General features: G+C 72.3%; 17 protein-coding genes. 10 read left to right on the top strand and 7 right to left on the bottom strand.

Annotation, left to right across the window (positions count from 1 at the left end; genetic code table 11):
• Positions 1 to 377: 377 nt before the first annotated feature.
• Entirely contained in the window at positions 378 to 1601 is a 1224-nt protein-coding gene (locus ACIRVF_RS28140; RefSeq protein ID WP_402823549.1) for an RNA-guided endonuclease InsQ/TnpB family protein, read from the bottom strand.
• A 24-nt stretch (positions 1602 to 1625) separates the two neighbouring features.
• On the opposite strand from ACIRVF_RS28140, the gene tnpA reads away from it, so the two are divergent.
• From tnpA to ACIRVF_RS28090, 10 genes are all read left to right on the top strand, one after another.
• Complete coding sequence (tnpA, locus tag ACIRVF_RS28135; RefSeq protein ID WP_402823517.1) at positions 1626 to 2042, top strand: IS200/IS605 family transposase; 417 nt, start codon at positions 1626 to 1628, stop codon at positions 2040 to 2042.
• Positions 2043 to 2382: 340 nt separating this feature from the next.
• Positions 2383 to 3126 (top strand): G1 family glutamic endopeptidase, encoded by a 744-nt coding sequence (locus ACIRVF_RS28130; RefSeq protein WP_402823514.1) that lies wholly within the window; start codon positions 2383 to 2385, stop codon positions 3124 to 3126.
• A 610-nt stretch (positions 3127 to 3736) separates the two neighbouring features.
• A complete protein-coding gene (locus ACIRVF_RS28125) occupies positions 3737 to 4720 on the top strand; it encodes a carbohydrate kinase family protein (RefSeq protein WP_402823511.1) in 984 nt (327 codons plus the stop codon).
• Positions 4721 to 4760: 40 nt separating this feature from the next.
• Positions 4761 to 6971, top strand: coding sequence for an HAD-IIB family hydrolase (locus ACIRVF_RS28120; protein ID WP_402823508.1), 2211 nt, complete (start codon positions 4761 to 4763; stop codon positions 6969 to 6971).
• 123 nt (positions 6972 to 7094) lie between these two features.
• Complete coding sequence (locus ACIRVF_RS28115) at positions 7095 to 8336, top strand: MFS transporter (RefSeq protein ID WP_402823505.1); 1242 nt, start codon at positions 7095 to 7097, stop codon at positions 8334 to 8336.
• Positions 8333 to 9475 (top strand): aminotransferase class V-fold PLP-dependent enzyme, encoded by a 1143-nt coding sequence (locus ACIRVF_RS28110; protein ID WP_402823502.1) that lies wholly within the window; start codon positions 8333 to 8335, stop codon positions 9473 to 9475. The genes ACIRVF_RS28115 and ACIRVF_RS28110 overlap by 4 nt, the downstream gene beginning before the upstream one ends.
• A gap of 300 nt (positions 9476 to 9775) precedes the next feature.
• Positions 9776 to 12307: a hypothetical protein gene (locus tag ACIRVF_RS28105; RefSeq protein ID WP_402823499.1), complete on the top strand. Its 2532-nt coding sequence runs from the start codon at positions 9776 to 9778 to the stop codon at positions 12305 to 12307.
• The gene (locus ACIRVF_RS28100) at positions 12304 to 13752 is read left to right on the top strand and encodes a leucyl aminopeptidase (RefSeq protein ID WP_402823496.1); all 1449 of its coding nucleotides are present in this window, start codon (positions 12304 to 12306) and stop codon (positions 13750 to 13752) included. The genes ACIRVF_RS28105 and ACIRVF_RS28100 overlap by 4 nt, the downstream gene beginning before the upstream one ends.
• A gap of 140 nt (positions 13753 to 13892) precedes the next feature.
• Positions 13893 to 15020, top strand: a complete 1128-nt coding sequence (locus ACIRVF_RS28095) for an NADH:flavin oxidoreductase (RefSeq protein ID WP_402823493.1) — start codon at positions 13893 to 13895, stop codon at positions 15018 to 15020.
• A 48-nt stretch (positions 15021 to 15068) separates the two neighbouring features.
• On the top strand, positions 15069 to 15242 hold the full coding sequence (locus ACIRVF_RS28090; protein ID WP_402823490.1) for a hypothetical protein: 174 nt from the start codon (positions 15069 to 15071) through the stop codon (positions 15240 to 15242).
• Positions 15243 to 15281: 39 nt separating this feature from the next.
• On the opposite strand, the gene ACIRVF_RS28085 is transcribed toward ACIRVF_RS28090, so the two are convergent.
• From ACIRVF_RS28085 to ACIRVF_RS28060, 6 genes are all read right to left on the bottom strand, one after another.
• Positions 15282 to 17903 (bottom strand): SpoIIE family protein phosphatase, encoded by a 2622-nt coding sequence (locus ACIRVF_RS28085; protein ID WP_402823546.1) that lies wholly within the window; start codon positions 17901 to 17903, stop codon positions 15282 to 15284.
• A gap of 326 nt (positions 17904 to 18229) precedes the next feature.
• Positions 18230 to 19462, bottom strand: a complete 1233-nt coding sequence (locus ACIRVF_RS28080; protein WP_402823487.1) for an ROK family protein — start codon at positions 19460 to 19462, stop codon at positions 18230 to 18232.
• A gap of 29 nt (positions 19463 to 19491) precedes the next feature.
• Complete coding sequence (locus ACIRVF_RS28075; protein ID WP_402823484.1) at positions 19492 to 20769, bottom strand: sugar ABC transporter permease; 1278 nt, start codon at positions 20767 to 20769, stop codon at positions 19492 to 19494.
• Positions 20766 to 21545: an ATP-binding cassette domain-containing protein gene (locus ACIRVF_RS28070; RefSeq protein ID WP_402823481.1), complete on the bottom strand. Its 780-nt coding sequence runs from the start codon at positions 21543 to 21545 to the stop codon at positions 20766 to 20768. Before ACIRVF_RS28070 ends, ACIRVF_RS28075 begins: the two co-directional genes overlap by 4 nt.
• Before the next feature lie 78 nt (positions 21546 to 21623).
• Entirely contained in the window at positions 21624 to 22718 is a 1095-nt protein-coding gene (locus tag ACIRVF_RS28065; RefSeq protein ID WP_402823478.1) for a sugar ABC transporter substrate-binding protein, read from the bottom strand.
• A 332-nt stretch (positions 22719 to 23050) separates the two neighbouring features.
• Entirely contained in the window at positions 23051 to 24691 is a 1641-nt protein-coding gene (locus ACIRVF_RS28060; protein WP_402823543.1) for a glycoside hydrolase family 27 protein, read from the bottom strand.
• Between the last annotated feature and the right edge of the window lie 420 nt (positions 24692 to 25111).

The following is a 25111-nucleotide window of genomic DNA, read 5'->3' as shown; positions in this document are numbered from 1 at the left end:
GGACGCTTCCTTCGGACCGCCTTCCAGCGGGCCCTCCGGGCGCTTCGTTCTTTCGTGTTTCCAGCTTATCAGATGTTTTCCGCTCCGTTTTCCGGGGCTTCCTCATCCAACTCGCCGGTGTCTTCCGAGGCTTGACGCCCCGTCCGACCTTCCGAACTCTAGCCGACCCCCGCTCCGAAAAGCGAATCCAGCCGAATCCAGTCGCAATCCCGATAAACAGGCACGCCGAAGCGGCACCTGGTGTTTCTGTGGATTGGCCGCCCCGGGACCGTCCGCGCAGAACCTGCGTGTCCGGTGCTCCCTGCCGAGCGACTGGGAGACAGTACCCCTCCCCGACGCCCGGAACAAATCGCTGGAGCATTGACGTCCTCCCGGCCCTAAAGGACCGGGATTCCTGCCACGGTCGTCTGACCGTCTCGGTGGGTTCCTGCTTCACGGCGCTGTGCCGGGACGAGTCCCGGTCTTACCCGCGCTCCACAGGCGTTTAGCCTGTCCGCCCGTCCGGCGGCCAGGATGTTGCGTGCGGCGTTCACGTCGCGGTCGTGGACGGTCTCGCAGTCCCCACACGTCCACTCGCGGACGCCGAGGGGCTTGGGGCCGTCCTTGATGCCGCAGGCCGAGCAGATCTGGGAGGTGGGCTCGAAGCGGCCTGTCCTGCCGAAGTGGCGGCCGTGCTTGATGGCCTTGTACTCCAGCATGTTGAGGAAGGCGGACCATCCGGCGTCGTGCACGGACTTGGCGAGCGGTGTCCGTCCGAGGCCGGACACCGCGAGGTCTTCCACGTACACCGCTTGATTCTCGCGGATGATCTTCGTAAATTCCTTGTGGTGCCAGTCCCGGCGGCGGTCGGCCACCTTGGCGTGCTGACGTGCGACCTTCTTGCGGGCTTTGGCCCGGTTCTTCGATCCCTTCTCGCAGCGGCTCAGGGCCTTCTGCATGCGTTTGAGTTTCTTCTCCGCCCGGCGCAGGAACTTCGGCGAGTCCACCTTGCGGCCGTCGGAGAGCACGGCGAAGTGGGTGAGGCCCAGGTCGATGCCGGTCTCGGTGTCCAGCTCGGGCAGGATGTCCGGCCCGGTGTCCACGACGAAGCCGGCCCAGTACCGGCCGGCGGCGTCCATGGTGACGGTGACGCTGGTCGGCTTCGCCGGGAGCGGACGTGACCAGCGCATTTCGAGGTCTCCGACCTTCGCCACGTAGAGGCGACCTGACTCGCGCAAAGAGAACCCGTTGGCGGTGAGCCGGATCGACTGCCGGCTGTCCCGCTTGGACTTGAAGCGCGGCGCGGCGACCTTCGGCCCCTTGCGCTTGCCCGTGACCGAGGAGAAGAAGTTCCGGTAGGCCGTGTGCAGGTCCCGGAGGGACTGCACCAGCACCACCGAGGACACCCCACCCAGCCACGCGCGCTCTTCGGTGCGCTTCGCGGCGGTGATGACCTGCTTCTGCAGGTCGGTGTCCTTGATGTACGGCAGTCCCGCCGCATGGGCTTCCTGACGTGCCCGAAGGCCGTCGTTGAAGACCACGCGGGCGCATCCGAACGCCTGGGCCAGCGCACGGCACTGGGCAGGTTCGGGGTACACGCGGTAGTTGTACCGGAGCTGCACACGACTGACCACACCATTTGGTCTGTGAGTGAATTGACGGAGTATCGACGTGGCTGGAGCGTGGTTTCGGCGATGCACGTGCATTTGGTCTTCGTGACGAAGTACCGGCGCGGCGTCCTGGATGACGAGATGCTGACGGTCTGCGAAGCGACCATGCGCAAGGTCTGCGAGGACTTCGAGGCGGAGTTGAAGGAGTTCAACGGCGAGAAGGACCATGTGCACCTGCTGATCAACTACCCGCCGAAGGTCTCGGTGTCCGGCCTGGTGAACAGCCTCAAGGGCGTATCCGCCCGCATCCTCCGACGTGACTTCACCGGCCGTGTGAACCAGGCCGTCATGCGCGGGCACTTCTGGTCCCCTTCCTACTTCGCCGCTTCCTGCGGCGGAGCCCCGCTGTCGATCATCAAGCAGTACATCGAGCAGCAGCAACGGCCAGCTTGAAACGCTGCGGCCCGAGGCCGGAACGCTCCGCGCCCCGGGCCGCACGGGCTATCCCGGCCCTGAAGGACCGGGCTCGCGCCCGAATCAGATGGGTCACTCCGTAAACACGGGTGATCCGTCCTCATCCACGTGCGGGCTCATCCAGGTACGGGCGCACAGGAGGCGCCGGTCCCACCGCCCCACAACCCCAGCCGCCGCCCGCTCCCGGTCGCCGCCCGCCCGCGCTGGGCCGACCAGGGGATTCCCGTCTCCGACGCCGCCTTTTTGGCCCGTCAACCCGCGCCCCCGACGTAGCTTTGTCGACGTTTGGTCAACTCTGCCCTCTCCCAAGGGACTAGTCATGCCCAAGTTCCGTCGGCACGCCTTCGTCGCCGCCACCGCCCTGCTGGCACTTCTCGGCAGTGCCTCACCTGCCCTCCCCGCCGCCACCCCCGTCCTGGCCCCGATCGCCGCGCACCACCACGGCGGGGGCGTGCTGCACGGCACCAGCTCCAACTGGGCCGGTTACGTGTCCACCGGTGGCAAGTTCACCAGCGTCAGCGCCGACTGGGTCCAGCCGGCCGTCACCTGCACCGACACCGACAGCTGGTCCGCCTTCTGGGTCGGCCTCGACGGCGACGGCAGCAAGACCGTCGAGCAGATCGGCACCGAGGCGGACTGCTCCGGCGGTTCCCCGGTGTACTCCGCCTGGTACGAGATGTTCCCTTCCTACCCCGTCGACCTGCGCGATCCCGTGGAGCCGGGCGACCACCTGACCGCGAGCGTCACCACCGATGGCTCCGGGGTGTTCACGCTCTCCCTCACCGACCTCACCCGGGGCTGGTCCCGCAGCGTCCGCAAGACGCTGAAGAGCGCCACCCTGGCGTCCGCCGAGGTGATCGCCGAAGCCCCGTCCAGCCTCTTCGGTGTCCTCCCGCTGGCCGACTTCCACACCGTCGGGTTCACCGACGCCACCGTCAACGGGCAGAGCCTCGCTGCCGCCAAGGCGTCGAGCATCGACATGGCCGAGGGCGGCGTCACCAAGGCCACCACCAGCGCGCTCGTCACTGACACCGACTTCTCGGTGAACTGGCAGCACAGCTGACGACCTCCCGTCGAGGCCTGGCCAGTCCGCCAGGCCTCGACGGCCGGTCGGCGGCCCTGCTCCAGGAAGTCCATGGGCCCGCCGACCCCGCCGAGTTCGTGGGCCGTCCGGGCCGCCCCGAACGACGCGTTCCGGAACTCCCCCCGCCACGGGGCACGCGGACCGACGTACGCGTACGGCTCGGCAAGGACGCGTCCCCGGGCGAGATGCCGTGGTTCACCGCGTCGACCGTGTCCCGGCGTCGAAGTGCTCGGGCCGGATGACCGGCTCCGTCCCCGGGAACACGGAGCTGGTGGGGCCCGGGCGGGCGGTGTCGCTCCAACCGACCAGTTGCCTCGCGCCCCGCGCGCGGCCCTCTCGCCGGAATCCCACAGGCCCCCGGTACTGCGGCCCGGCCCACACCAGCCCGGCCAACACCGGCTCGGCCACCGTCTGCAGGGAGAGTCGGGTCCCTCCGAGCGTCCCGGCGTCCCGGCGTCCCGGCGTCCCGGCGTCCCGGCGTCCCGGCGTCCCGGCGTCCCGGCGTCCCGGCGTCCCGGCGGAACGGTCTCCCAGGAGGCGGGCCCGCGCACGGTCTTCCGCCGCCGCCCACGGGCCGTATCCTCACTGGATGGAGACCAACCCAGCGGTGCGATCGTGCGAAGTCCTCGTCTCCGGGGCGTACTTCGCTGATCTGGTGTTCCACGGTCTGGCCCGGCCGGTGCGGCCCGGGACCGAGGTCTTCGCCGACGGCTTCGGCCTGGTGCCCGGCGGCGCGTACACCCTCGCGATGGCACTGCACCGGCTGGGGCGACAGGTCCTGTGGAGCACGGACTTCGGCACCGACCCGTTCAGCGCCCACGTGCTGGCCTGCGCCAGGCAGGAGGGGCTGGCCGAGGGCGCCTACCGCCACCACCCCTTCCCGGTCCGGAGCCTGACCGTCGCCCTCGCCTCCGCCGACGACCGGGCGATGGTCAGCTTCCAGGACCCGGTGGACGGCCAGCCGCTCGGGCCCCTGCTCGACCGGCTGCACCCGCGCGTGCTGCTGCTGCCCCAACTCCGTTGGGACAAGGCCACAGTGGCGGGTCTACGGGCGGCGCATCGGCTCGGCACGCTGGTGGTCATGGACTGCCACGACACTCCGGCGACGCTCGACGACCCGGCCGTGCGCGAGGCCCTCGCCCTGGTCGACGTCTTCACCCCCAACGACGCGGAGGCCCTCCGCCTGACCGGTGCCGGCGACCTGGACGGCGCGATCGCCGCGATCGCCGCCCTGGTGCCCACCGTCGTGGTCACCCGCGGCGCCCAGGGCGCGCTCGCGGTCCGGGACGGCGAGCGGTTCGACGCACCACCGGTCCCCGAGGCCGCCGGCATCGACCCGACAGCGGCGGGCGACTGCTTCAACGCCGGTCTGGTGCACGGGCTGCTCGAAGGCTGGAACCTGCCCGACTGTCTCACCGCGGCGACGCTCTGCGGAGCCGCGGCGACCACCGGCCCGGGCTCCAGCGCCGCCCTGCACGCCGCCGACCTCACCCGCCGGCTCGACCGCCACCTCGCTCCCCGCCTCGACCGCCACCCCGACCGGCCGTCCCGGACAACTACCAACGTGGGGTGAACACTTCACCACCGGGCGTGATCGTGTTAGCGTCCCTCGGATGTCGAGGATTCTGGTCACCGATCTGGACGGCACACTGCTCGGCGGCACCCAGGACGACCGGATCCGATTACGGGACGCCCTGGCCCGTCACCCCGAGGTGACGACGGTCTTCGCCACCGGTCGGGGGCCGTCGTCGATCCGCGAGGTCCTCCGCGATCCGCTCGTCCCACGGCCCCGGTGGATCATCGCCGACGTCGGCGCGACCGTCGTCGACGGCACCGACCTCACCCCCGTCGACCCGGTCCAGGAACAGCTGCGGGCCGGCTGGCCGGGCCACGACCGGGTCCGCGCCGCACTGCGCCGCTTCCCAGCGCTCGCCTACCAGCACGGCGTCGTCCAGAACGGCCGTTGCTCCTACCACCTCGCCCCGGACGGGCTGACCGACGAGCTCGTCGCCGCCGTCGAAGCCCTCGGCTGCACCTGGGTGTACTCGGCGGACCGCTACTTCGACGTCCTGCCGCAGAGCGCCTCCAAGGGCAACGCCCTGCGGGCCCTGGCCGCGAAGCTGGGCTGGCAGCCCGAGCACATCCTGGTCGCCGGGGACTCCCTCAACGACCTCTCGCTGTTCCGGCTGGGCACCCACGCGGTGGCCGTCGCCGGAGCGGAACCCGCCCTGCTCGCCGCCCTCGCCGAGGACCCCCGGGTCCACCGCGCCGACCGGGCCGGGGCGGGCGGCATCCACGCGGCGCTCCGCGAACTCGGCTGGCTCCCCTCCGAACCCGACCCCGGCACCCGGAACCGCGACCCCGGCAGCCGGCGCCCCGGCCCCGAGCGCGCCGCGGGCCCGCACTCCCTCGTGGTCGCCTACCACCGCCCCCCGCTCCACTGGAACGGCGAGCGCTGGCAGCCGCCCCGCAGCCCCAACGGCATCCTGCCCACCCTGAGCAGTGCCTTCGCCGACGGCCTGTCGGGCGTCTGGGTCACCGCACTGACCGGCCGCGACCGGCTCGCCGCGCACCCGCGGCCCACCACCCTGCCGCTGTCCCCCGTACCGCTGGACACCGCCACCTGGGACGGCTACTTCCACCGCGCGTGCAAGGAGACGCTCTGGCCGGTGCTGATGTCCGAACCGGAGCGGTCCGTCCACGACGAACGGGCCTGGGCCGACTACCGCACGGTCAACGCCCGCTTCGCCGAGCACATCAGCGGTCAGGCCGCGCCCGGCGCCACCGTCTGGCTCCACGACTACAACCTGTGGCTGGTCCCCGGCCTGCTCCGCCGCCTCCGCCCCGACCTCAGGACGGGGCTCTTCCACCACACCCCCTTCCCTGCCCCCGAGGTCTTCGCCACCCTCCCCGTGGCCGACGAACTGCGCCGCTCACTGGGCTGTCTCGACTGGGCGGGCTTCCACACCGAGGACTTCGCCGGGCACTTCCGCCGGACCCTGGCCGACTGGCCCGACCCGCCGCACACCGCCGTCCACCCGCTCGGGATCGACCGGCCGGCCGTCGAGGAGCTCGCCCGCCGTGCGTCCCGCCGCCGCACGCCCCACCACCACCGCCCGGCCACCGGCCGGCGGCTGGTGCTGTCGGTGGAACGCCTCGACTACGCCAAGGCCCCGATCCAGAAGGTCGACGCCATCGACCACCTGCTCGCCCTGCGCCCCGAGCTGCGCGGCCGGCTCACCTTCCGGCTGGTCTGCCCGCCACCGGAACCCGGCATCACCGCCTACGACACCACCCGCCACCACCTCGAACAGCGCGTCGCCGCCGTCAACGCCACGTGGCAGCAGGGTCATTGGCAGCCGATCGACTACCTCCCCCACAGCCTGTCCGCCGCCGAGGTGGTCGACGAGTACCTGGCCGCCGACGTCCTCTGGGTGACCTCCCTCCAGGACGGGATGAACCTCACCGCCAAGGAGTTCACCGCCGCCCAGGCCGCCCGGCCCCACCCCCGTACCGGCCGGGGCCCGGGTGTCCTGGTGCTCTCCCGCCACGCCGGCGCCGCCACCGAACTCGGCGCGGCCGCCCTGCTCACCGATCCCCGCTCCCGCGAGGACCTCAGCACCGTCCTCGCCCGCGCCCTCGACCTGGGCCCCGCCGAACGGCGCGCCCGGATGGACCGGCTCTCCCGCCTCCTCGGCCACGAACGCCCCGCCGACTGGGCCGCCCGCATCGTCCACGGCATCCGCACCTGCACCCCAGGCCCCGCCCCCGGACCCGCAGAACCCGCGCTCGACGCTGCCGACGCCGCCCCACTGACGGCCTGACTCCGCCGACCCCGCGGGCGGCTCACGACCTGATCCGAGCGTTCTCATGAACTACCTCTTGCCCGTGGAGGGTTGGTGAGGGAATCATGACAGCCCTCACACAACCGGGGAGTTGAGAGGTTCATGGGCGCCGTGATGGCCGGCACCGAAGTGGCACGGCAGGCGGCCTCGGCGAGTCGCCGTCAACTGGCGGTCCTTCTGACCGCCAAGACGATATCGGACGTCGGCTACGCGCTCGACTTCATCTGCCTGTCCGTCTTCGTCTGGGAACACAGCCGGTCGACCCTGGAAACCGGACTGGTCAGCGTGGCGCTGTACGCCGGTGCGATCGGGGGCGGCCGGCTGGGGCACCGCTACGGGGACCGTTGGGACCGCCGCCGGGTGATGATCGGCGCCGACCTCGCCCGGGCGCTGATGCTGGCCCTGCTGGCACTCCTGCCGACGGGCGCGCAGAACTGGTGGCTGTACCCGGCGGTGGCGGTGATCGGCACCGGGCGCTCGGTGTTCGAGGCCACGCTGTCCGCCGCCACGCCCGTACTGGCCGGGCCGCGCACCCCCTCGGTGAACAGCGCGCTGGCCGGCCTCAAGGGAGTGGCCTTCATGGTCGGCATGGGCCTCGCCGCCGTCCTGGTCCCCCTGGCCGGGTACCGCTGGGTGTTCGGGCTGGACGCGTCCAGCTACGCGCTCTCCGCGGCGGTGCTGCTCGCGCTGCGCCTGCGGATGCGGGAGCCGGACGGCGCGGCGGCCGCGGCCAGGGACCGTTCCGGTGCCTGGCCGCTGCTGGTGGCCGCCGGACTCGCCGGCCTGGTCGTGCTGCGCGGGCTGGACGCGTTCGGCAGTGCCTCCCAGCACGTCGGACTGCCACTGCTGGGCACCGAGCTGCGCCCGACCGAGCCCGCCGTGGTCTCCGGTGCGGTGTGGGGCAGTTGGGCGGCCGGCCTGCTGCTGGCGAGCTTCGTGCTGCGTCCGCTGGCCAAGCGCCTCGTCGAACGCGCACCGGCTCCGGTGTACTGCGTCGCCACCATGGTGATGTCGCTGGGCTTCATCGGCGTGTTCTGGCTCGACGGCTGGTGGCCGAGGCTGCTGGCGGCCGCCGGGGCCGGTCTGGGCGACGCCCTGAGCGAGATCACCTACAAGCAGTCCCTCCAGCAACTGCCCGACGGGCGGCGGGGAAGGGCCTTCGGGCTGTCCCAGATCACGGTCAACGCGGGCTTCATGTCCGGCCTGCTGGTCACCAGCCTGGTGCTGCAGCCGGCCTGGGTGGCCCAGTGGGTGCTGCTGCTGCACGGCGTGCCCCTGCTGGTGGCCGGCTGGATGGCGGTCGGCGCGGCCCGTGCCGTCCGCACCCTCCGGCCGGCCTCGTGACCGGGGCCCGCCGACCCGGTGGCGCCGCCGGTGACGTCTACCTCGACTACGCCGGGCTGGGACGGCTCCGGCCCGCCGCCGTCGCCGCGATGCGCACCGCCGTGGACGAGGTGCTTCCGTACGGCAGCGCCAGGGTCGGCCCCCTCTTCGGCGCCCGGAACGCCGCCCGGCAGTCCGTCGCCCGGCTGCTCGGCTGTACGCCCGAGGAGGTCGCCTTCGTCCCCAACACCTCGGCCGCCATCCACCTGGTGGCCGACGGTCTGGAGTGGCGCCCGGGTGACCAGGTCGTGCTGTTCGACCGGGACTTCCCGGCCAACGTGCGGCCGTGGCTGCGACTGCGCCGACTCGGGGTCGAGCCGGTCTGGGTGCCGATGCGCGACGGCGGCTACCGGATCGAGGACGTGGCGGCGGCCGTCGGACCGGCCACCCGCCTGGTGGCGGTCAGCCACGTCAACTTCGCCACCGGCTTCCGCTGCGACCTCGACCGGATCTGCGAACTGGCCGCCGGGGTCGGGGCGCTGGTCTGCGTGGACGCCGTGCAGAGCTTCGGCGCGCTGCCACTGTCGGTGGCCGACACCCCGGTGGACTTCCTGGCCGCCGGCGCGCACAAGTGGCTGTGCGGGCCGCCGGGCACCGGGGTGTTCTACTGCCGCGCCGACCGCCTGGAACTGCTGCGCACCACACCCACCGGCTGGTTCGGCTACCAGGGCGCCGCAGAGGTGTCCAAGGGGCCCGGACACCTGCGCTACGACCTGCCCGAGCGGGCCTCTGCCGCCCGGGTCGAGGGCGGGATGTACGACCTGGTCGGCATGGCCGGGCTCGCCGCCGCCCTGGCCGAGCTGGAGCAGACCGGCATCCCGGCGGTCGCCGAGCGGGTGCGCACCCTGGCCGACCGGTTGCGCACCGGGATCGCCGGGCTCGGGTACCGGTCGGCGATCCCCCCGGACGGCACCGGGCACTCGGGCGTGGTGAGTTTCGCCGGTGGCCGGACGGAGGGGGCGGAGATCGTCCGGCGATTGGCGTCGGCCGGAATACACGTTTCCGTTCCGGACGGCTGGGTCCGCGTCTCACCGCATTTCTGGACAACCGATGAAGAAGTGGCGGAGATTCTCTCGGAGCTTGCCGTGCACAAGCCTTGACGGCGCTGTTCCGGTTCGCGAAGAATAACGCTCAACCGCTTCGCCGGCCCGGATATCCGGACCGGCCCGTGAAAAGAGAGGGGTTGCAAAATGGCTTACGAGACCTGGGAGTCCCTGGAGGACGAGGTCGAGATCAGCACTGGTGCGGCGGACTGCTGGACCTGTCTGATCGACGACGCCGGCGTCTGATCCCGGCGCTCCACCACCCCGCGATGGAATCCGGGCACGCCCCGGATTCCATCGCGGGGCATCTTGCCGATCGCCCGGCGCCCGGCCCACGAAATGTAGAGGAATTACCGCGTGAACCGGTGGGAATTCAGTCACGGAATCGTCGGGGTCAACGCGCCGAGTTGGCTCACCTACGAGGTGCACCGCCCGTACTTCGACGGCGCCGAATCACCGGCCACGGTCATTCAGGCACGGTCCGCGGTCCTCGCCGCCCGGCGTTTCGAGAACCCTTCTCCGGGCGCGCTGCGGTTCGGCATGTCGATGCCCGCGAGCTACCGCCGGCTGCTGGTGCAGGAGTCCCGGCTGACCGCCTACCGGGCGGCGGTCCCGACCGACCTGCCCGACGAGCTGGCCTCCCCCGCCTGGCGGCGGATGACCGAGGCGTACCGGCGGCACGCCGAGCTGGACCAGCTGGACCGGTCCGGCCTCGCGCACTGGCTGCTCGCGGTCTGCCTCCCCGACGCGGTGCTCGACGTCGTCCCGGCGGACCTCGACCCGGCGGCCTGCCAGGACCAGGTGACCGCCGCCGTGCAGGCCGCCCGCGCGGCCGCCCTGTTCGGCTCCGAGGGCCTCTCCGAGCGGGCCACGGCCGCCTACCGGGTGCTGGCCGACCACCCCGCGCCCACGATCGCCCACGTCCAGGCGGTGGCCGGCTGGGGCTACCTGCTCGCCCGCCACGCCGGGGACGACTCCGCCGCGCCCGTCTTCCTCGGCCGCGCCCGGGAGTTGCTCAAGGACATCGCCGGCGAGCTCACCGGCTTCACCCACACCGTGGTGACCGCCCGGCTGGCGCTGCGCGAGGTGATGTACGCCGAGCGGCAGCGGGACTTCACCGGCGCCCGGGCACTGCTGGCCGACGTCCGGGCGAGCGTCGCCGAGCTGACCGCCCCCGACCAGGACGACGAGCTGGTCCTGCTGGAGACCCGTCGGCGGCTGCTCGACCGGCACCTGGAGATCGCGGTGCGGATGGGCGACAGCGAGGCCGAGCGCGCCGCCGTCGAGGAGGGCCTGGCCCTCGACCCCTCGGACGTGAAGATCCGGATGCAGGCGGCACAGGCCCACGAGCGCGCGGGCGAGCACGAGCAGGCGCTGGCCGGCTACCTGCACGCCGCCCGGCTCGGCCCCTTCGGCACCGGCTTCGCCCTGCTGCGGGCCGCCGACTGCGCCCGCGAGCTCGGGCACACCGAGTTCGCCCGGGTGCTCAACGAACGGGCCTTCCGCGCCGCACCGCGCGCCGGCGCCACCAGGGACGCGCTGCTGGACGCCTGTCGGCGGGACGGCGACCTCCCCTTGGCCGAACTGACCGAACGCGCCGCCACCCGGGACCGGGAACGGCCGTACGCCAACAACTGGCACTACCGGATGTACGCCTCGTACTTCAACCTGGGCGAGTCCGAGTCCCCCGGCCTGTACGCCCGACTTCCCAGCCTGGCCTACGAGTTCGCCGAGCGCGGGAGCGACCGGGCCGAGGTCAACTGGCAGCGCCTCATGCCGCCGGCCTTCCGGGGCAACCTGATCCGCGAGTCCGGGCTGACCGAGTTCGCGGTCGACCACCCCGCCGAGCTGCCCGAGCACCTGCGCACGCCGCGCTGGAACCGGCTGTGCGAATGGCTGGACGACTTCGAGGCCTGCGAGCCCGAGCGGCAGCAGCAGATCGCCATGGTGCTGTACCGGCTCGGATTCACCAAGCTGGTCCTGGAGTTGATCCCCGCCGTGCCGGTCGACCGGCTTCGTACCCCGGCCGAACTGCGGCTGCACCACTGGCGCGACCTGGTGCGCTACGTCGGCTCCATCGGCACCAGGGCGGTGGCCACCCCGGAGACCTCCTTCGCCGTCGCGGAACACCCGGCCTGCCCGACCCACCTCCGGTTCGTCATCGCCGTGGTGGCCGTGGTGTTCCACGCCCGCGAGACCCGCTCGCTGGAGGAGGCGGCGCGCTGGCGCGGGATCGGCGCCCGGGCGATGGAGGAGCTGCTGGCGGACCCGGACCGCTCCGAGTTCGAGAAGATGATGGCGGAGAGCCGGTTCTACCGCAGCGTCAGCTTCGTGCCGTTCATGGCCAGGGACCGCGACCTGCTGGCCCGCGACATGGACCGCGCCGAGGAGCTCGCCCGGGCGGTGCCCGCCGAGGGGCCGTACCAGGAGTTCCTCAAGCGGGAGAACCTGCGGGCCTGTGTGGAGAGCCGCTCCAAGGAGTGCTACGCCTTCGGCGAGGACGAGCGGGGCGACCGGCTGGTCGCGGAGGCGCTGGCCCTGGACCCGTACGAGCCCAAGACCCACATCGAGGTCGCGGAGGGCCTGCTGCGGCGCGACCTCCCCCGGGAGGCGGCCGACAGCTACCTGCGCACCGCCCGGCTCGGCCCGGTCTCCACCGCCTTCGGCTACGCGTCGGCGGCCGAGTGCTTCCGGCGGGCCGGCCAGCCGGTCCTCGCCGAGGACTGCTACCTCCAGGCCCTCCGGCTGGACCCGTACGCCGTCTCCGCGGCCCGCGGCTGGGCGGCGGTCGGCGCGGCCAACGGCATGGACGAGCTGGCCCGCACCTACCTCGCCGACCTGGAGGCCTGGGGCGCGGTCCGGCGCGCCGCCCGGCGGGAGCGGGCGTGAGCGTCACCTGGGTGCTGCGCCCGGAGACGGACCCCGGAGCGGAGGCCGGTGCCGGGGCTGGGGCCGGCGCCGAGGCCGTCGTACGGCCGGTGTGGGCCGGCGAGCCGCCCGCCGACCTGCCCGCCGCGTTCCTGGCCGGCACCGGGTTCGACGGCGAGGTGGGCCAGGTCCTGCAGCTGCCCGGCACTCCGGTGACCGTCCTGCTCGGCGTCGGGCCTCGGGACCGGCTGGACCGGGACGCGATCCGGGCCGCGGCGGCCGGGCTGGCCCGGGCGGTCTCCGCCTACCGGCACCTGGCCGTCCACCCGCCGGGCCCGGACCTGCGGCCGCTGGTCGAGGGCTACCTGCTCGGCGGCTACCGGTTCACCCGGTACCGGAGCGGCGCCGGCGCGCCGACCGACCAGCTCGTCGAGGTGCTCGCCCCGGAGACCCCGGATGCCGTCCGCGGCCTGTTCGAGGGCCGTCGGCTGGCCGAAGCCGTCCTCCTGGCACGTGACCTGGTCAACGAACCCGGCGAGGCCCTCACCCCGCCCGCCTTCGCCGAACGCGCCGCCGAGATCGCCGCGGAGACCGGGCTGGACTGCGAGGTCTGGGACGGCCCGCGGATCGCCGCCGAGCGGCTGGGCGGCCTGCTCGGGGTCAGCCGGGGCTCCCTGGTGCCGCCCCGGCTGGTCAAGCTCGGCTACCGGCCCAGCCGCTGGACCGAACGGATCGCCCTGGTCGGCAAGGGCGTGACCTTCGACGCCGGCGGCCTGTCGCTGAAGCCCAACGCGCACCTCGCCGGAATGAAGGCCGACATGGCCGGAGCGGCCGCCGTCCTCGGCGCGATGTCCGTCCTGGGCGCGCTGAACTGCCCCGTCGCCGTGGACGCCTGGCTGCCGCTCACCGAGAACATGCCCAACGCCGATCCGATCCGGGTCGGGGACGTCCTGGTGATGCGCGACGGCACCACCGTCGAGATCTGCCACGCGGACGCCGAAGGCCGCCTGATCATGGCCGACGCGCTCGTCCTGGCCGCCGAGACCAAGCCGCAGGCGATCATCGACATCGCCACCCTCACCGACGCCGCCGCGATCGCCCTGGGCCGCCGGATCGCCGCACTGATGGGCACCGACGACGCCCTGATCGACCGTCTGCGGGCAGCCGGCGCCCGAGCCGGCGAACCGCTCTGGCCGCTCCCGCTGCCCGACGCCTACCGGCCCCAGCTCCGCTCCCGGATCGCCGACCTGGTCAACTACACCCTCGGCACCCGGCACGGCACCGCCCTGCTGGCCGGCCACTTCCTGCGCGAGTTCGTCCCGCCCCACATCCCCTGGGCCCACCTCGACATCCAGGGCACCGCCCTCTCCGACACCGACCACGCCGAATGGCCCGCCGGCGCCACCGGCTTCGGCGTCCGCACCCTCGCCGAACTCCTCATCGCCCACCCCCAGCCGCCCACCTGACCGTCCGGGGGGGCGGCGAGGAGTGGCGCGGATCACAGCGGGTCCGGTGCGGCGGGCGAAATGCGGGGAGCGTCGGGATGGTTGGCACGGTCAACCGTTTCCGTCCCGGCACCATCCACTGCCATCCGCGAGGAATCCCCATGACCGTCACTGAGCCCTCCGCCTCCCGCGCGACCGAGATCCTGTCCCGGCCCGTCACGATCAACGGGCTGACCGTGCCCAACCGCATCGTGATGGCGCCGATGACGCGCAAGTTCTCCCCTGGCGGCGTGCCCGGCGAGGACGTGCGCTCGTACTACGCGCGGCGCGCCGCCGCGGGCGTCGGCCTGATCGTCACCGAGGGAACGTACGTCGGCCACGAGTCCGCCGGTCAGAGCGACGACGTCCCTCGCTTCCACGGCGAGGAGCAGCTGGCCGGGTGGGCCCGCGTCGCCGAGGACGTCCACGCGGCGGGCGGCACCATCGTGCCGCAGCTCTGGCACATCGGCATGGTGCGCGACCAGAACGACCCTCCCTTCGCCGGCGCCCCCGCCGTCGGCCCGTCCGGCATCCGGCTGGACGGCACCGAGGGGGCGGGGCGGGCGATGACCCGGACCGACCTGGACGCCGTCGTCCAGGCGTTCGCCGAAGCCGCCGCGGCCGCCGAGCGGATCGGCTTCGACGGCGTCGAACTGCACGGCGCCCACGGCTACCTGCTCGACCAGTTCCTGTGGGCCGGCACCAACCGGCGCACCGACGCCTACGGCGGCGACCCGGTCGCCCGGACGAGGTTCACGGCCGAGCTCGTCGCCGCGGTGCGCGAGGCCGTCTCTCCCGCGTTCCCGGTGATCTTCCGCTACTCGCAGTGGAAGTTGGGGAACTACGACGCCCGCCTCGCCGAGACCCCCCAGGAGCTGGAGGCGATCCTCACCCCGCTCGCCGAGGCCGGCGTCGACGCCTTCCACGCCTCGACCCGCCGCTACTGGACGCCCGAGTTCGACGGCTCCGACCTCAACCTGGCCGGCTGGACCAGGAAGCTCACCGGCCGTCCCACCATCACCGTCGGCTCCGTCGGCCTCGACGGCGACTTCCTGGGCGCCTTCGCCGGCCAGGGCTCCGCTCTCCAGGGCCTCGACAACCTCCTCGACCGCCTGGAGCGCGACGAGTTCGACCTCGTCGCCGTCGGCCGCGCCCTCCTCCAGGACCCGGAGTGGGCCGCCAAGGTGCTCGGCGGCCGCTTCGCCGACCTCCGTCCCTACGACGCGTCCGCGATCAGCACCCTGAGCTGACTTCCCGCCCCGCCGCCTCCCCGGAAGCCCGGCTCCCGGGGAGGCGGTGTGGAAGGTCCCCGCCTCCTCGCACATCAGCGCCGCGATCCGCCCCGGCAACCCCACCACGCCCCCGGCGGCTTCCTGTTCAGCGGCGGTGTGACGCTGCTGATCCACCCGGACGGCCGGCCGCAGGTGCTCCGGCAGCGCGAGGTGGAGAACCTCTGCGAGACGCCGGCGTGACCGGCGGCGGGTGGCCGCCGTCGCGACCGGGGCGGTCGGCTACAGGTACTGTTCGGCCCAGATGATCTTGCCTTCGGGCGTGTAGCGGACACCCCAGCGTTCGGCGAGCCGGGCGACGAGGAACAGGCCACGGCCTCCCTCGTCCTCGGCGGCCGCGTAGCGCAGGTGGGGGGCGGTGCTGCCGGTGTCGGAGACCTCGCAGATCAGCGTGCGGTCGTGGATCAGGCGCACCTTGATCGGTCCGCTCGCGTAGCGGATGGCATTGGTCACCAGCTCGCTGAGCACAAGTTCGGTGACGAAGCCGGCCTCGTCCAGGCCCCACTCGGCGAGCTGTCGGGCCGCGTCGGCGCGGGCCCGGGCCACGGCCGCAGGAGTGGCGCTCACCTCCCACTCGGCGATCCGGTCGGGCTCCAGCACGCGGGTTCGGGCGACGAGGAGGACGATGTCGTCGGTCTGCCGGGCGGGCAGCAGGGCCGACAGCACGGCGTCGCAGATCTCCTGCGGCGACCGGCCGGGGTGGGCCAGGGTGGTGCCGAGGACGTCCAGGCCGACGCCGATGTCGCGGGTGCGGTCCTCGATGAGGCCGTCGGTGTAGAGCACCAGGCTGCTGCCCGGCGGCAGGCGCACCTCCGTGGCTCCGAAGGGCATTCCGCCCAGGCCGAGCGGCGGGCCGGCGGGGAGCCCGAGGACCTCCACGGTGCCGTCCGGGTGGACGAGGGCGGGCGGGGGATGACCGGCCCGGGCCAGGACACAGGTCGCTGTGGTGGGGTCGTAGACGGCGTAGAGGCAGGTGGCGCCGGTGATCGAGAGCTGTCCCTCAACCGCGGCCGTCTCCTGGTCGATGTGGGCGACCAGTTCGTCCAGGTGTCCGAGGAGCTCGTCCGGCGGCAGGTCCAGGGTGGAGAAGTTCTGGACGGCGGTGCGCAGGCGGCCCATGGTCGCGGCCGCGTGCAGTCCGTGGCCGACCACGTCGCCCACGACGAGGGCGACCCGGGTCCCCGACAGCGGGATGACGTCGAACCAGTCGCCGCCGACGCCTGCCTGGGCGGGCAGATAGCGGTAGTCGAGGTCGAGCGCGCTCTGCTCGGGCAACGCGCGCGGCAGCAGGCTGTGCTGCAGGGTGACCGCCATCGTGTGCTCGCGGGTGAAGCGGCGGGCGTTGTCGACGGACACGGCGGCCCGGGCGGCCAGCTCCTCGGCCACGGACAGGTCGTCCTCGTCGAACGGTCCCCTGTCCCGGCTGCGCCAGAAGCAGGCCACGCCCGTCAGCACACCCCGCGCCGTCAGGGGCACGGCGATCATCGACGCCAGGCCGAACTCCAGCACCGCCTGCGTGCGCTCGGCGTCCTGCCTGCGCCACCCGGCGTCGGTCGCCAGCTCGGGGACCAGCACGGAGCGCCCGCTGACGACGCCCGCCGCCTGCGGGGTGCTCCCCGCCCACGTGACCAGCTCTCCCTGGGGGTACAGCGGCGAATCGTCCCGCAGGCCCGTGACGGCCACCCGTCGCAGTACCACCGGGGCCCCGACCGTCAGGGTCTGCGGCTCCTCGCCGCGCAGCACCTCCTCGACGAGGTCGACGGTCGCGTAGTCGCAGAATTCCCGGGTGGCCGTCCGGGCGAGTTCCTCCGCGGTGCGCCGGACGTCCAGGGTGGTTCCGATGGCCACGCTCGCGTCGTACAGGAGCCTGAGCCGACTGCGGGCGACCTCGGCCTTACCCGTCAGGGCGAGCAGCTCGGTGGAGTCGCGCAGGGTGGTGACGCTCCCGGGCGGGCCTCCCCCGGTGTCGGTCGGGCGGTTGTTGACCGCCAGCAGTCGGTCGCCGACGGGGATCACCTCGTCGGTCACGGGACGGCCCGAGGTCAGCAGTCCGGTCGTACGGGGGGCGAGGCCGAGGTCGGCGACGGCGCGCCCCTCCGCGTCGGCGGGCAGGTCGAGCAGCCGCCGCGCTTCGTCGTTGGCGAGCAGGACCCGGCCGTCGCCGCTGACGATGGCCACGCCCTCGCGCACCGCGTGCAGGACCGCGTCGTGGTGCTCGTACATCCGGGTCATCTCCTCCGGCCCCAAGCCGCGGGTCTGCCGCAGGAGACGCCTGCCCACCAGCGCGGTTCCGGTCGTGGCCAGGCCGAGCGCGACGGCACCGGCGGCCAGGACGACCGGCAGCTGGCGGTCGATCGCGCTGCTCACGTTGGCGACCTTCATCCCGGACGACACGATGCCCACGACCGCGCCCCGGGCGTCCTCCACCGGGACCACCACCTGGAACTCCTGGCCGAGCGGGCCGTGCACCTGCTCGACGGTGATCCCGCCCTGCAGCGACGGCCCGATGGTGCCGACGAACTTCTTGCCGATCTGCTCCGGCTGGGGGTGGGTGAAGCGGATGCCGTTCCGGTCGGTCACCACGATGAAGTCGACCTGGGCGGCCTTGCGGGCCTCCTCGGTCAACGGCTGGAGCACCGCGCTGGGATCAGGGCCCTGGATCGCCGCCACCAGGCCGGGGCTGTGGGCGAACGCCTCGGCCGCCGCCAGCGAGCGGTCACGCGCTGCGGCGAACCGGTCGCTGCGGGACTCGACCAGCAGCGCGACGACCGCCGCCACCACGAGCAACAGCACGATCGACACCTGGAGGACGAAAATCTGACCCGCGACGCTGCGGATGCCCATCACCGACCGCAGCCGCCGCACCGACGGCTCCGGCGGGACAGGGCGTGGCCGCCGCCTCCGGCGGACGCCCGAGCGGTCCGGAGGCCGGGGAGAGGAGCCCTTGTCCTTCGCCATACACCCATGGTCCCGCCCGGAGCACGAGCGGGCTCTGGCAACGGGCAATCCGCCTCCCACCTCCCACTGTCGGCCCGGAGCCGGCTACCGTGCGTGACGGCGACCGGTGGGCGGCGATCGGGTCGGGACACCAGGCGTGGGAGGCCTTCGGCGTGCGGCGTTGCGTCTCGGGCGGTGGGCGGTTGCCCACCACGCCGAGGTGGCCCGCCGGTCTACTCCGGCTCGGGGAGCGTCGGTTGCTCCGAGGTGCGGGTGAGCGTCTCCAGCGGCCGGGTGAGCACCGCGGAGAACGCCAGTTCGGCGGCGCCGATCAGGACGGTGTCGGCACCGAGTTCGCTGATCCGCAGCCGCAGGTTCTCCCGCACTGCGGCGAGGGCATTGGTGTTGATCCGGCTGCGCACCTGGGCGGCGGATCCGAGGAAGACGTCCCGGAGGGTGCCGCCGAGGATGACCAGGTCCGGGTCGAGGAGGTTGGCGAGGTTCGCGATGCCGATGCCGAGCCAGTCTCCGACGCGGTGCAGAGCCTCCCGCGCGGTGACGTCTCCGCGGTCGGCTGCGGTGACGACCGAGCGCACGGCGTCGGCCCCGGTGACGCGGCCGTCCCGGCCCGCGGCTTCCAGGAGGGCGCGCTCACCTGCCTCGGCTTCCAGGCAGCCGCGGGCACCGCAGCCGCACGGCCGTCCCCCGTGCGGGTTGACGGTCATGTGGCCGGCCTCGCCGGCGTATCCGCGTCGGCCGCGCAGGAGCTCACCGTCGATGATCACTCCGGCGCCGATGCCGATCTCGCCGTGGAGGTAGACGAGGTTCCGGCTTCCGCGGCCGATGCCGCGCCGGTGCTCGGCGAGCGCACCGAGATTGGCCTCGTTCGCGACGAGGACCGGCAGGTCCAGGCGCAGCCGGTCGGCGAACGCGCCGGCGAAGTCGACGCCCTTCCAACCCATGTTGGGAGTGAGGCTGACCAGCCCGTCGGGATGGCGGACGATGCCGCGTACCGCCACGCCGACGCCGACGCACGAGCTGCCGGCCGGTGCGCCGGCCAGCATCTCGTGGGCGAATCCCGCGAGGACGGCGGCCACGCGTGCGGGGTCCTGCGGCTGCCCGTCGGGCCAGGGGCACTCGCGTCTGTCCAGGAACACGCCGCCGAGTCCGATGAGGGCTGCAGCCAGGCGCTCCACGCCCAGGTCCACCGCCAGGACGTGCACCCGCTCGGACTCCGGCCGGACGACCAGCGAGGGCCGCCCGGCCCGGCCGGTCTCCTGCGGCAGTTCCTCGCGGACCAGGCCCGCCGCCGTCAGATCGCCGACCAGGCCCAGGATGGTGCTGCGGTTGAGGCCGAGCCGGGTGGCCAGGACGGCCCGCGAGGTCGGCCCGTCGAAGTGGACCAGACGCAGCAGGGCACCCAGGTTCTGCTGGCGGACCTCTTCCTGGGAAGGACCGGCTTTCATGGCGGGCCACCCTCAGCGTTGGAATGGGCTCATCGTCGGGCTGTGCGGCGGCGGGACATGGCATCCACACCGGCGGCCACCAGCAGAACCGAGCCCGTGACAGCGTACTTGACGCCCGAGCTGTACCCCATCAGGCCCATGCCGTTCTGGATCACCGCGACGACCAGGCCGCCCAGGACGGCGTCGACGACGCGGCCGCGACCGCCGAACAGGCTGGTGCCGCCGATGACGGCGCTGCCGACGGCGAGCAGCAGAACGTTGCTGCCGCCGGTGTTGGGGTCCACGGAGTTGCCCCGGGAGGCGGCGATGATGCCGCCGACGGCCGCCAGGCAGGAGCAGATGACGAAAGCGGCGGTGCGGATGAAGGCGACGTTGATCCCGGCCCGGCGGGCGGCTTCGGCGCTGCCGCCCACGGCGTAGATGTGCAGGCCGAAGCCGGTCCGCTGCAGGGTGAACGTCCCGAGCAGGACGAGGGCCCCGATCACGGGCACGACGATGGGCACGCCGGTGAGGGAGCCGATGGCGATGTTGCGGCTGCGCTCCTGGTTGAGCAGGTACACGGCCACGCTGCCGAGCACGACGACGGCACCGGTCCGGAGGGCGAGGAGTACCGCCGGGGTGCCGGGGAGGCCCCGGCCGCGCCGGTCGCGGCTGCGGCGCAGTTGCAGGGCGGCGTACCCGGCGGCGCAGCAGGCCAGCAGGACCCAGCCGAGGACGGGGCTGAGGTTGTCGTTCGCGATGGCCAGGATGGTGGGGTCCTTGACGGAGACGTTCGTGCCTTCCTTCAGCAGGATCAGGACGACGCCCTGGAATCCGAGGAACGCGGCCAGCGTCACCACGAAGGAGGGGATGCCGACCTTGGCGACGAGCGTGCCGATGAGCAGGCCGATGACCGCACCGGTCAGCACGGCGGCGGCCACCGCGGCGTACCAGGGCCAGCCGTGGTTGGTCAGCAGGATGGCCAGGACCGCGGCGCAGACGCCGCTGGCGTACCCGGCGGACAGGTCGATCTCGCCGAGGAGCAGGACGAAGACCAGCCCCGTGGCGATGGCTATGCTGCCCGCGCTCTGGGTGAGCAGGTTGGCGAAGTTCAGGTTGGACAGGAAGACCGGGCGCAGGAGGGAGAAGAACACGCAGAGGACGACCAGGCCGGCGATGGCGGGGAGGGCACCGAGCTCGCCCGCGCGCACCTGCTCGACGTAGCGGCGGCCGATGTCACCCAGGCCGGCGGTCGGGGGCCGGTCTTGCGCGGAGTCGGTGGGGCGGTTCGGCCGCTCGGGCTTCTGGGAGGCGAGGGCGGAGGTCATGCGGCGGCTCCGTTGGGGGTGGTCCGAGGGCCCAGGTCGCCGCTGCGGCCCGAGGTGATCAGTTCGACGACCTGGGCATGGGTCACGTCGGAGGCCTTGACCTGAGCGGCCGTCCGGCCGAGGTAGAGGGCGGCTATCCGGTCGGAGACCGCGAAGACGTCGTTCATGTTGTGCGAGATGAGGACGACTGCCAGCCCGTTGTCGGCCAGCCGCCGCACGAGTTGCAGCACCTGCGCGGTCTGGGCGACGCCCAGCGCCGCGGTGGGCTCGTCGAGGACCACGAGCTTGCTGTTCCACAGCACCGCCTTGGCGATGGCCACCGTCTGGCGCTGGCCGCCCGAGAGGCTGGAGACCTTCTGGCGAAGTGACTTGACGGTGCGTACCGACAGCCCCTTGAGGGTCGCGGCGGCCATCTCCTCCATGGTCGAGTCGTCGAGCACGAGGCCTCGCCGCTTCTCCCGGCCCAGGAACATGTTCTGCACGATGTCGAGGTTGTCGCACAGCGCGAGGTCCTGGTAGACGATCTCCACGCCGAGCGCGGCGGCGTCGCGCGGACTGTGCACCTGGACCGGCCGGCCTTCGAAGAGGTAGTCCCCGGCGTCGATGGGGTGGATCCCGCCGATGCACTTGACGAGCGTCGACTTGCCCGCTCCGTTGTCGCCGACGAGGGCCGTGACCTCTCCCGCGTAGGCGCTGAGCGCGACGTCGTGCAGGACCTGGACGGGGCCGAAGCTCCTGTTGATCCCGCGCAGTTCGAGGGTCGGTGTGTCTGTCATGGGTGAGGCTCCTGGGGGTTGGCGGAGTGGGCCCCGTCCACAGGCTGCCGGGACCCACTGGTACGGCCGGCGCTCGCGCTACTTGATGCCGGCCTTCGTGCACAGCGCCTCGTAGTCGCCGGTGCACAGCTGCGCCTTGGTGACGTAGCCGTCGGCGATGACGTCCTGGATGTTGTCCTTGTGGACGGCTTCGGGAGCCAGCAGCACCGCCGGCACGTCACGCTTGCCCGTCGGGTCGTTGACGGTGGCCTTGGTCTGGCTCTTCTTGCCGCCCGCCAGCTCCACCGCGAGGGCGGACGCCGCGTCGGCCTCCTTCTTCACGGCCTTGTAGACGGTCATGCACTGGTCGCCTGCCAGGATGTTCTGCAGGCCCTGCACGGTGGCGTCCTGACCCGTGATCGGCACCTGCCCGTTGCGGTGGTTCTTGCGCAGCACGGCGATGGCCGCGTTCGCCAGCCCGTCGTTGGCCGCGAGCACGCCGGCGACGTCCGGCCGGCTGGTGTACATCTGCTCGAAGATGGTCTGGGCCTGGGCGTCGTCCCAGTCGGGCACCGACTGGTTGGGACCCTTGGTGTACTCCCCGGAGGCGTACTTCGGGTCCAGCACACTGTTGTAGCCGTCGGCGAACAGGGTGGCGTTGTTGTCCGTCGGGGAGCCGTTGAGTTCGGCGACGACGGGGTTCTTGGCGCCCGTCTCGGTCAGGCACTTGGTCAGGCCCTCGCCCTGGAGCTTGCCGACCTGGGTGTTGTCGAAGCTGACGTAGTACTGGGCGGAGCCGCCGAGGGTGAGCCGGTCGTAGTCGATGGTGGCCACGCCCTGTGCTTTGGCCTTGTCGAGGACGGCCTTGCCGGTGCCGCTGTCCAGGTTGACGATGACCAGGACGTTCACGCCGCTGGTGATCATCTGGTCGGCGATGGTCTGGAACGCCTGTTTGTCGCCCTCGGCGTTCTGGATGTCGTAGTCCACACCGGCAGCCTTGAAGGCCGCGGCGAGGTACGGCCGGTCCGCGGTCTCCCAGCGGACGGACGACTTGCTGTCCGGCAGGATCACGCCGATCTTCGGCTTCTTGGCGCCCGCCGGGCCGGCACCGGAGCCCGAGGAACTGCAGGCGGTGACCGTGGCGAGCAGGGCCGCTGACACGGCAGCGGTGGCGAACAGGAATCCCTTGCGCATCGGCAGGGTCCTTTCGAGGCGTGTCCGAACAGCGCCGGACGTGCGGCTGACGAAGGGCGGGGAAGGGCACGGGCACGCAGCGGGGAAGCAACCGGGGCCCTTTTGTTGCCTGCGACAACATACGGCCTACGGTGAGGCCCGCCAACCCCTCGTGCCGACCCTTCGTGCGCAACACCCCCGGCGGCCACCGACCGCTCACGCATCCGGGCCCGACACCGGCACCGCCCTGTGGGCGAGCCGGGGCCGGGCCCGGATGGACCTTCGAGCGGACCTTCGAGCGGGGCTTCGAGCAGGGCTTCGAGCGGGGCCGCGAGCAGGGCTTCGAGCGGTGGTCAGCCGAGCTTCCACTGCTGGTTGCTCTGCCCGTTGCAGGCCCACAGCTGGACCAGCGCGCCGTTCGCCGTCGACGCTCCGCTGACGTCCAGGCAGAGTCCGGACTGGACGCCGGTGACGGTGCCGTCGGCGTTCCGGGTCCACTGCTGGTTGGGCTGTCCGTTGCAGGTCCAGATCTCGACCTTGGTGCCGGGCGCGGTCTGGCCGTTGTACGCGTCCAGGCACATCCGGGTGCCGCCCGAGGAGACCGTCAGCTGGCCGGAGGCGGTGCCGGTCCAGGTCTGGTTCGGCTGGTCGTTGCAGTCCCAGATCTGCACCTGGGTGCCCGGGGTGGTGGTCGAGTTCGGCACGTCCAGGCACTTGCCCGCGCCGACCGCGTGCACCGGGCCGGTCTGGTTCGTTCCGCCGCTGGTGCCGCCCGCGACGCGGAACATGGCGGTGCCGTGCGCCGGCACCGAGGCGCTGATGGTGCCGGTGGTGGTCGAAGTCGCGCCGGACCAGAGGTCGGTGAGGTTGTAGCCGGCGGCGCCGGTCTTCCCGATCGCGGCGGCGGAGGTGCTGATGGTCGCGGTCGATCCGGTCTCGTTGAACAGGGCCACCGAGACGTCGCCGTTCGCCAGCGGCTTGGCCAGCACGTCGAGGCCGCCGGCGGAGGACACCAGGACGCCCTGCTTGCCGAGCGGGTCCTGGTCCACCGCGATCACCCGGGGATTGGTGAGCGTCGCCAGGGTGGCCGGGCTCGCGGAGGCGATGTTGGTGCCGGCGATCAATGGAGCCGCCATCTCCGCCCACAGGCTGAACTCCGAACGGCTCTCGGTGTCGGTGAGCGGCCCGTTGCCGACCTCCAGCATGTCCGGGTCGTTCCAGTGACCGGACCCGGCGTAGGCGGCCAGGTTCACGTTGCTGTGGAAGATCGACAACATGCTGTTGAAGCTGGCGCTGATGTCGCCGGTGGTGCGCCAGCTGTTGCCGACGCCGGCGCCCCAGGTCCACACGCTGTCCTCGCCCCAGCTGCACAGGCTGAACAGGATGGGGCGGCCGGTCGCGGCCAGGGCGTCGCGCATCGTGATGTACCGGGTCTGCGCGGGCACCTTGGAGCCGTTGGGGCAGGAGTTGAGCGAACAGCCGGGTCCCGCGTAGCAGTTGTCGTACTTCAGGTAGTCCACGCCCCAGTCGGCGAAGGTCTGCGCGTCCGTGGTCTCGTGGCCCAGACTGCCCGGGAAACCGCCGCAGGTCTGCAGTCCGGCGTCCTCGTAGATGCCCAGCTTCAGCCCCAGCGAGTGGACGTAGTCGGCGGTGCCCTTGATCCCGTCCGGGAACTTGTTCGGATCGGGTACCAGGCGCCCGTCGGAGCCCCGGGTGTGGGTCATCCAGCAGTCGTCGATGTTGACGTACTGGTAGCCGGCACCCTGCATGCCGTTGTTGTGCATGGCCAGCGCCGTGCTCTTGATCAGCGGCTCGGAGACGTTGCAGCCGTAGGCGTTCCAGTCGTTGAAACCCATCGGCGGCGTGAGCGCCAGACCGTTGCCCAGCGCCGCAGCCGGCGGGGCCGCGGCCAGCGAGAGCAGCGGAAGCGCCAAGGACAGGAGCAACGCCGAGAGGACGCAGGCAAGCGTCCTGCGCGGGTTCGCATGGAGCATGGTGGTCGCCTCCTGGTGGGTGGGGTGATGGCGGAGGTGAATCTTCGTGGGCATGACAATCCCAGGGCCGGACCGGGCCCCACCGTTGCGGGAGGTGGGGCTCCGGACAGGGAGCACTGCACGCCGGTTTCCGGTGCGCCTTCCGGTCTGTTAGCGCTAACAATCAGTCGCAAAAAACCACCGGGGTGAAGGTCCCCGGCGTCGGCCAATGGGAGCTTCCAGCACCCGGCACACAGTGTCAACCCTTCTCGCAGCACTGCGCGCCGCCCGGTGGCCGCCCCCTGGCGCGGCCACTTTCATCTGATGGGACCTCAGTTTCCCTGCGTTCCAACACGTTCACCAGGACAGGGAGCTGTTCCGCGCAGGCCACGGCGGGCGTCGATGTCATTCGACGCGCTTTCGACAGTGATGCCATGGAAG

The sequence above is a fragment of the Kitasatospora sp. NPDC101157 genome, from assembly GCF_044768255.1.
Taxonomy (GTDB): Bacteria; Actinomycetota; Actinomycetes; order Streptomycetales; family Streptomycetaceae; genus Kitasatospora.
The sequence above is the reverse complement of the archived record's forward strand: the minus strand, read 5'-3'. Positions and strand labels throughout refer to the sequence as shown.

Coding starts and splice junctions, on each gene's coding strand:
- ACIRVF_RS28130 (WP_402823514.1), top strand. CDS start 2,383: ATGCCCAAGTTCCGTCGGCACGCCTTCGTCGCCGCCACCGCCCTGCTG.
- ACIRVF_RS28125 (WP_402823511.1), top strand. CDS start 3,737: ATGGAGACCAACCCAGCGGTGCGATCGTGCGAAGTCCTCGTCTCCGGG.
- ACIRVF_RS28120 (WP_402823508.1), top strand. CDS start 4,761: ATGTCGAGGATTCTGGTCACCGATCTGGACGGCACACTGCTCGGCGGC.
- ACIRVF_RS28115 (WP_402823505.1), top strand. CDS start 7,095: ATGGGCGCCGTGATGGCCGGCACCGAAGTGGCACGGCAGGCGGCCTCG.
- ACIRVF_RS28095 (WP_402823493.1), top strand. CDS start 13,893: ATGACCGTCACTGAGCCCTCCGCCTCCCGCGCGACCGAGATCCTGTCC.
- ACIRVF_RS28085 (WP_402823546.1), bottom strand. CDS start 17,903: ATGGGCATCCGCAGCGTCGCGGGTCAGATTTTCGTCCTCCAGGTGTCG.
- ACIRVF_RS28080 (WP_402823487.1), bottom strand. CDS start 19,462: ATGAAAGCCGGTCCTTCCCAGGAAGAGGTCCGCCAGCAGAACCTGGGT.
- ACIRVF_RS28075 (WP_402823484.1), bottom strand. CDS start 20,769: ATGACCTCCGCCCTCGCCTCCCAGAAGCCCGAGCGGCCGAACCGCCCC.
- ACIRVF_RS28070 (WP_402823481.1), bottom strand. CDS start 21,545: ATGACAGACACACCGACCCTCGAACTGCGCGGGATCAACAGGAGCTTC.
- ACIRVF_RS28065 (WP_402823478.1), bottom strand. CDS start 22,718: ATGCGCAAGGGATTCCTGTTCGCCACCGCTGCCGTGTCAGCGGCCCTG.
- ACIRVF_RS28060 (WP_402823543.1), bottom strand. CDS start 24,691: ATGCTCCATGCGAACCCGCGCAGGACGCTTGCCTGCGTCCTCTCGGCG.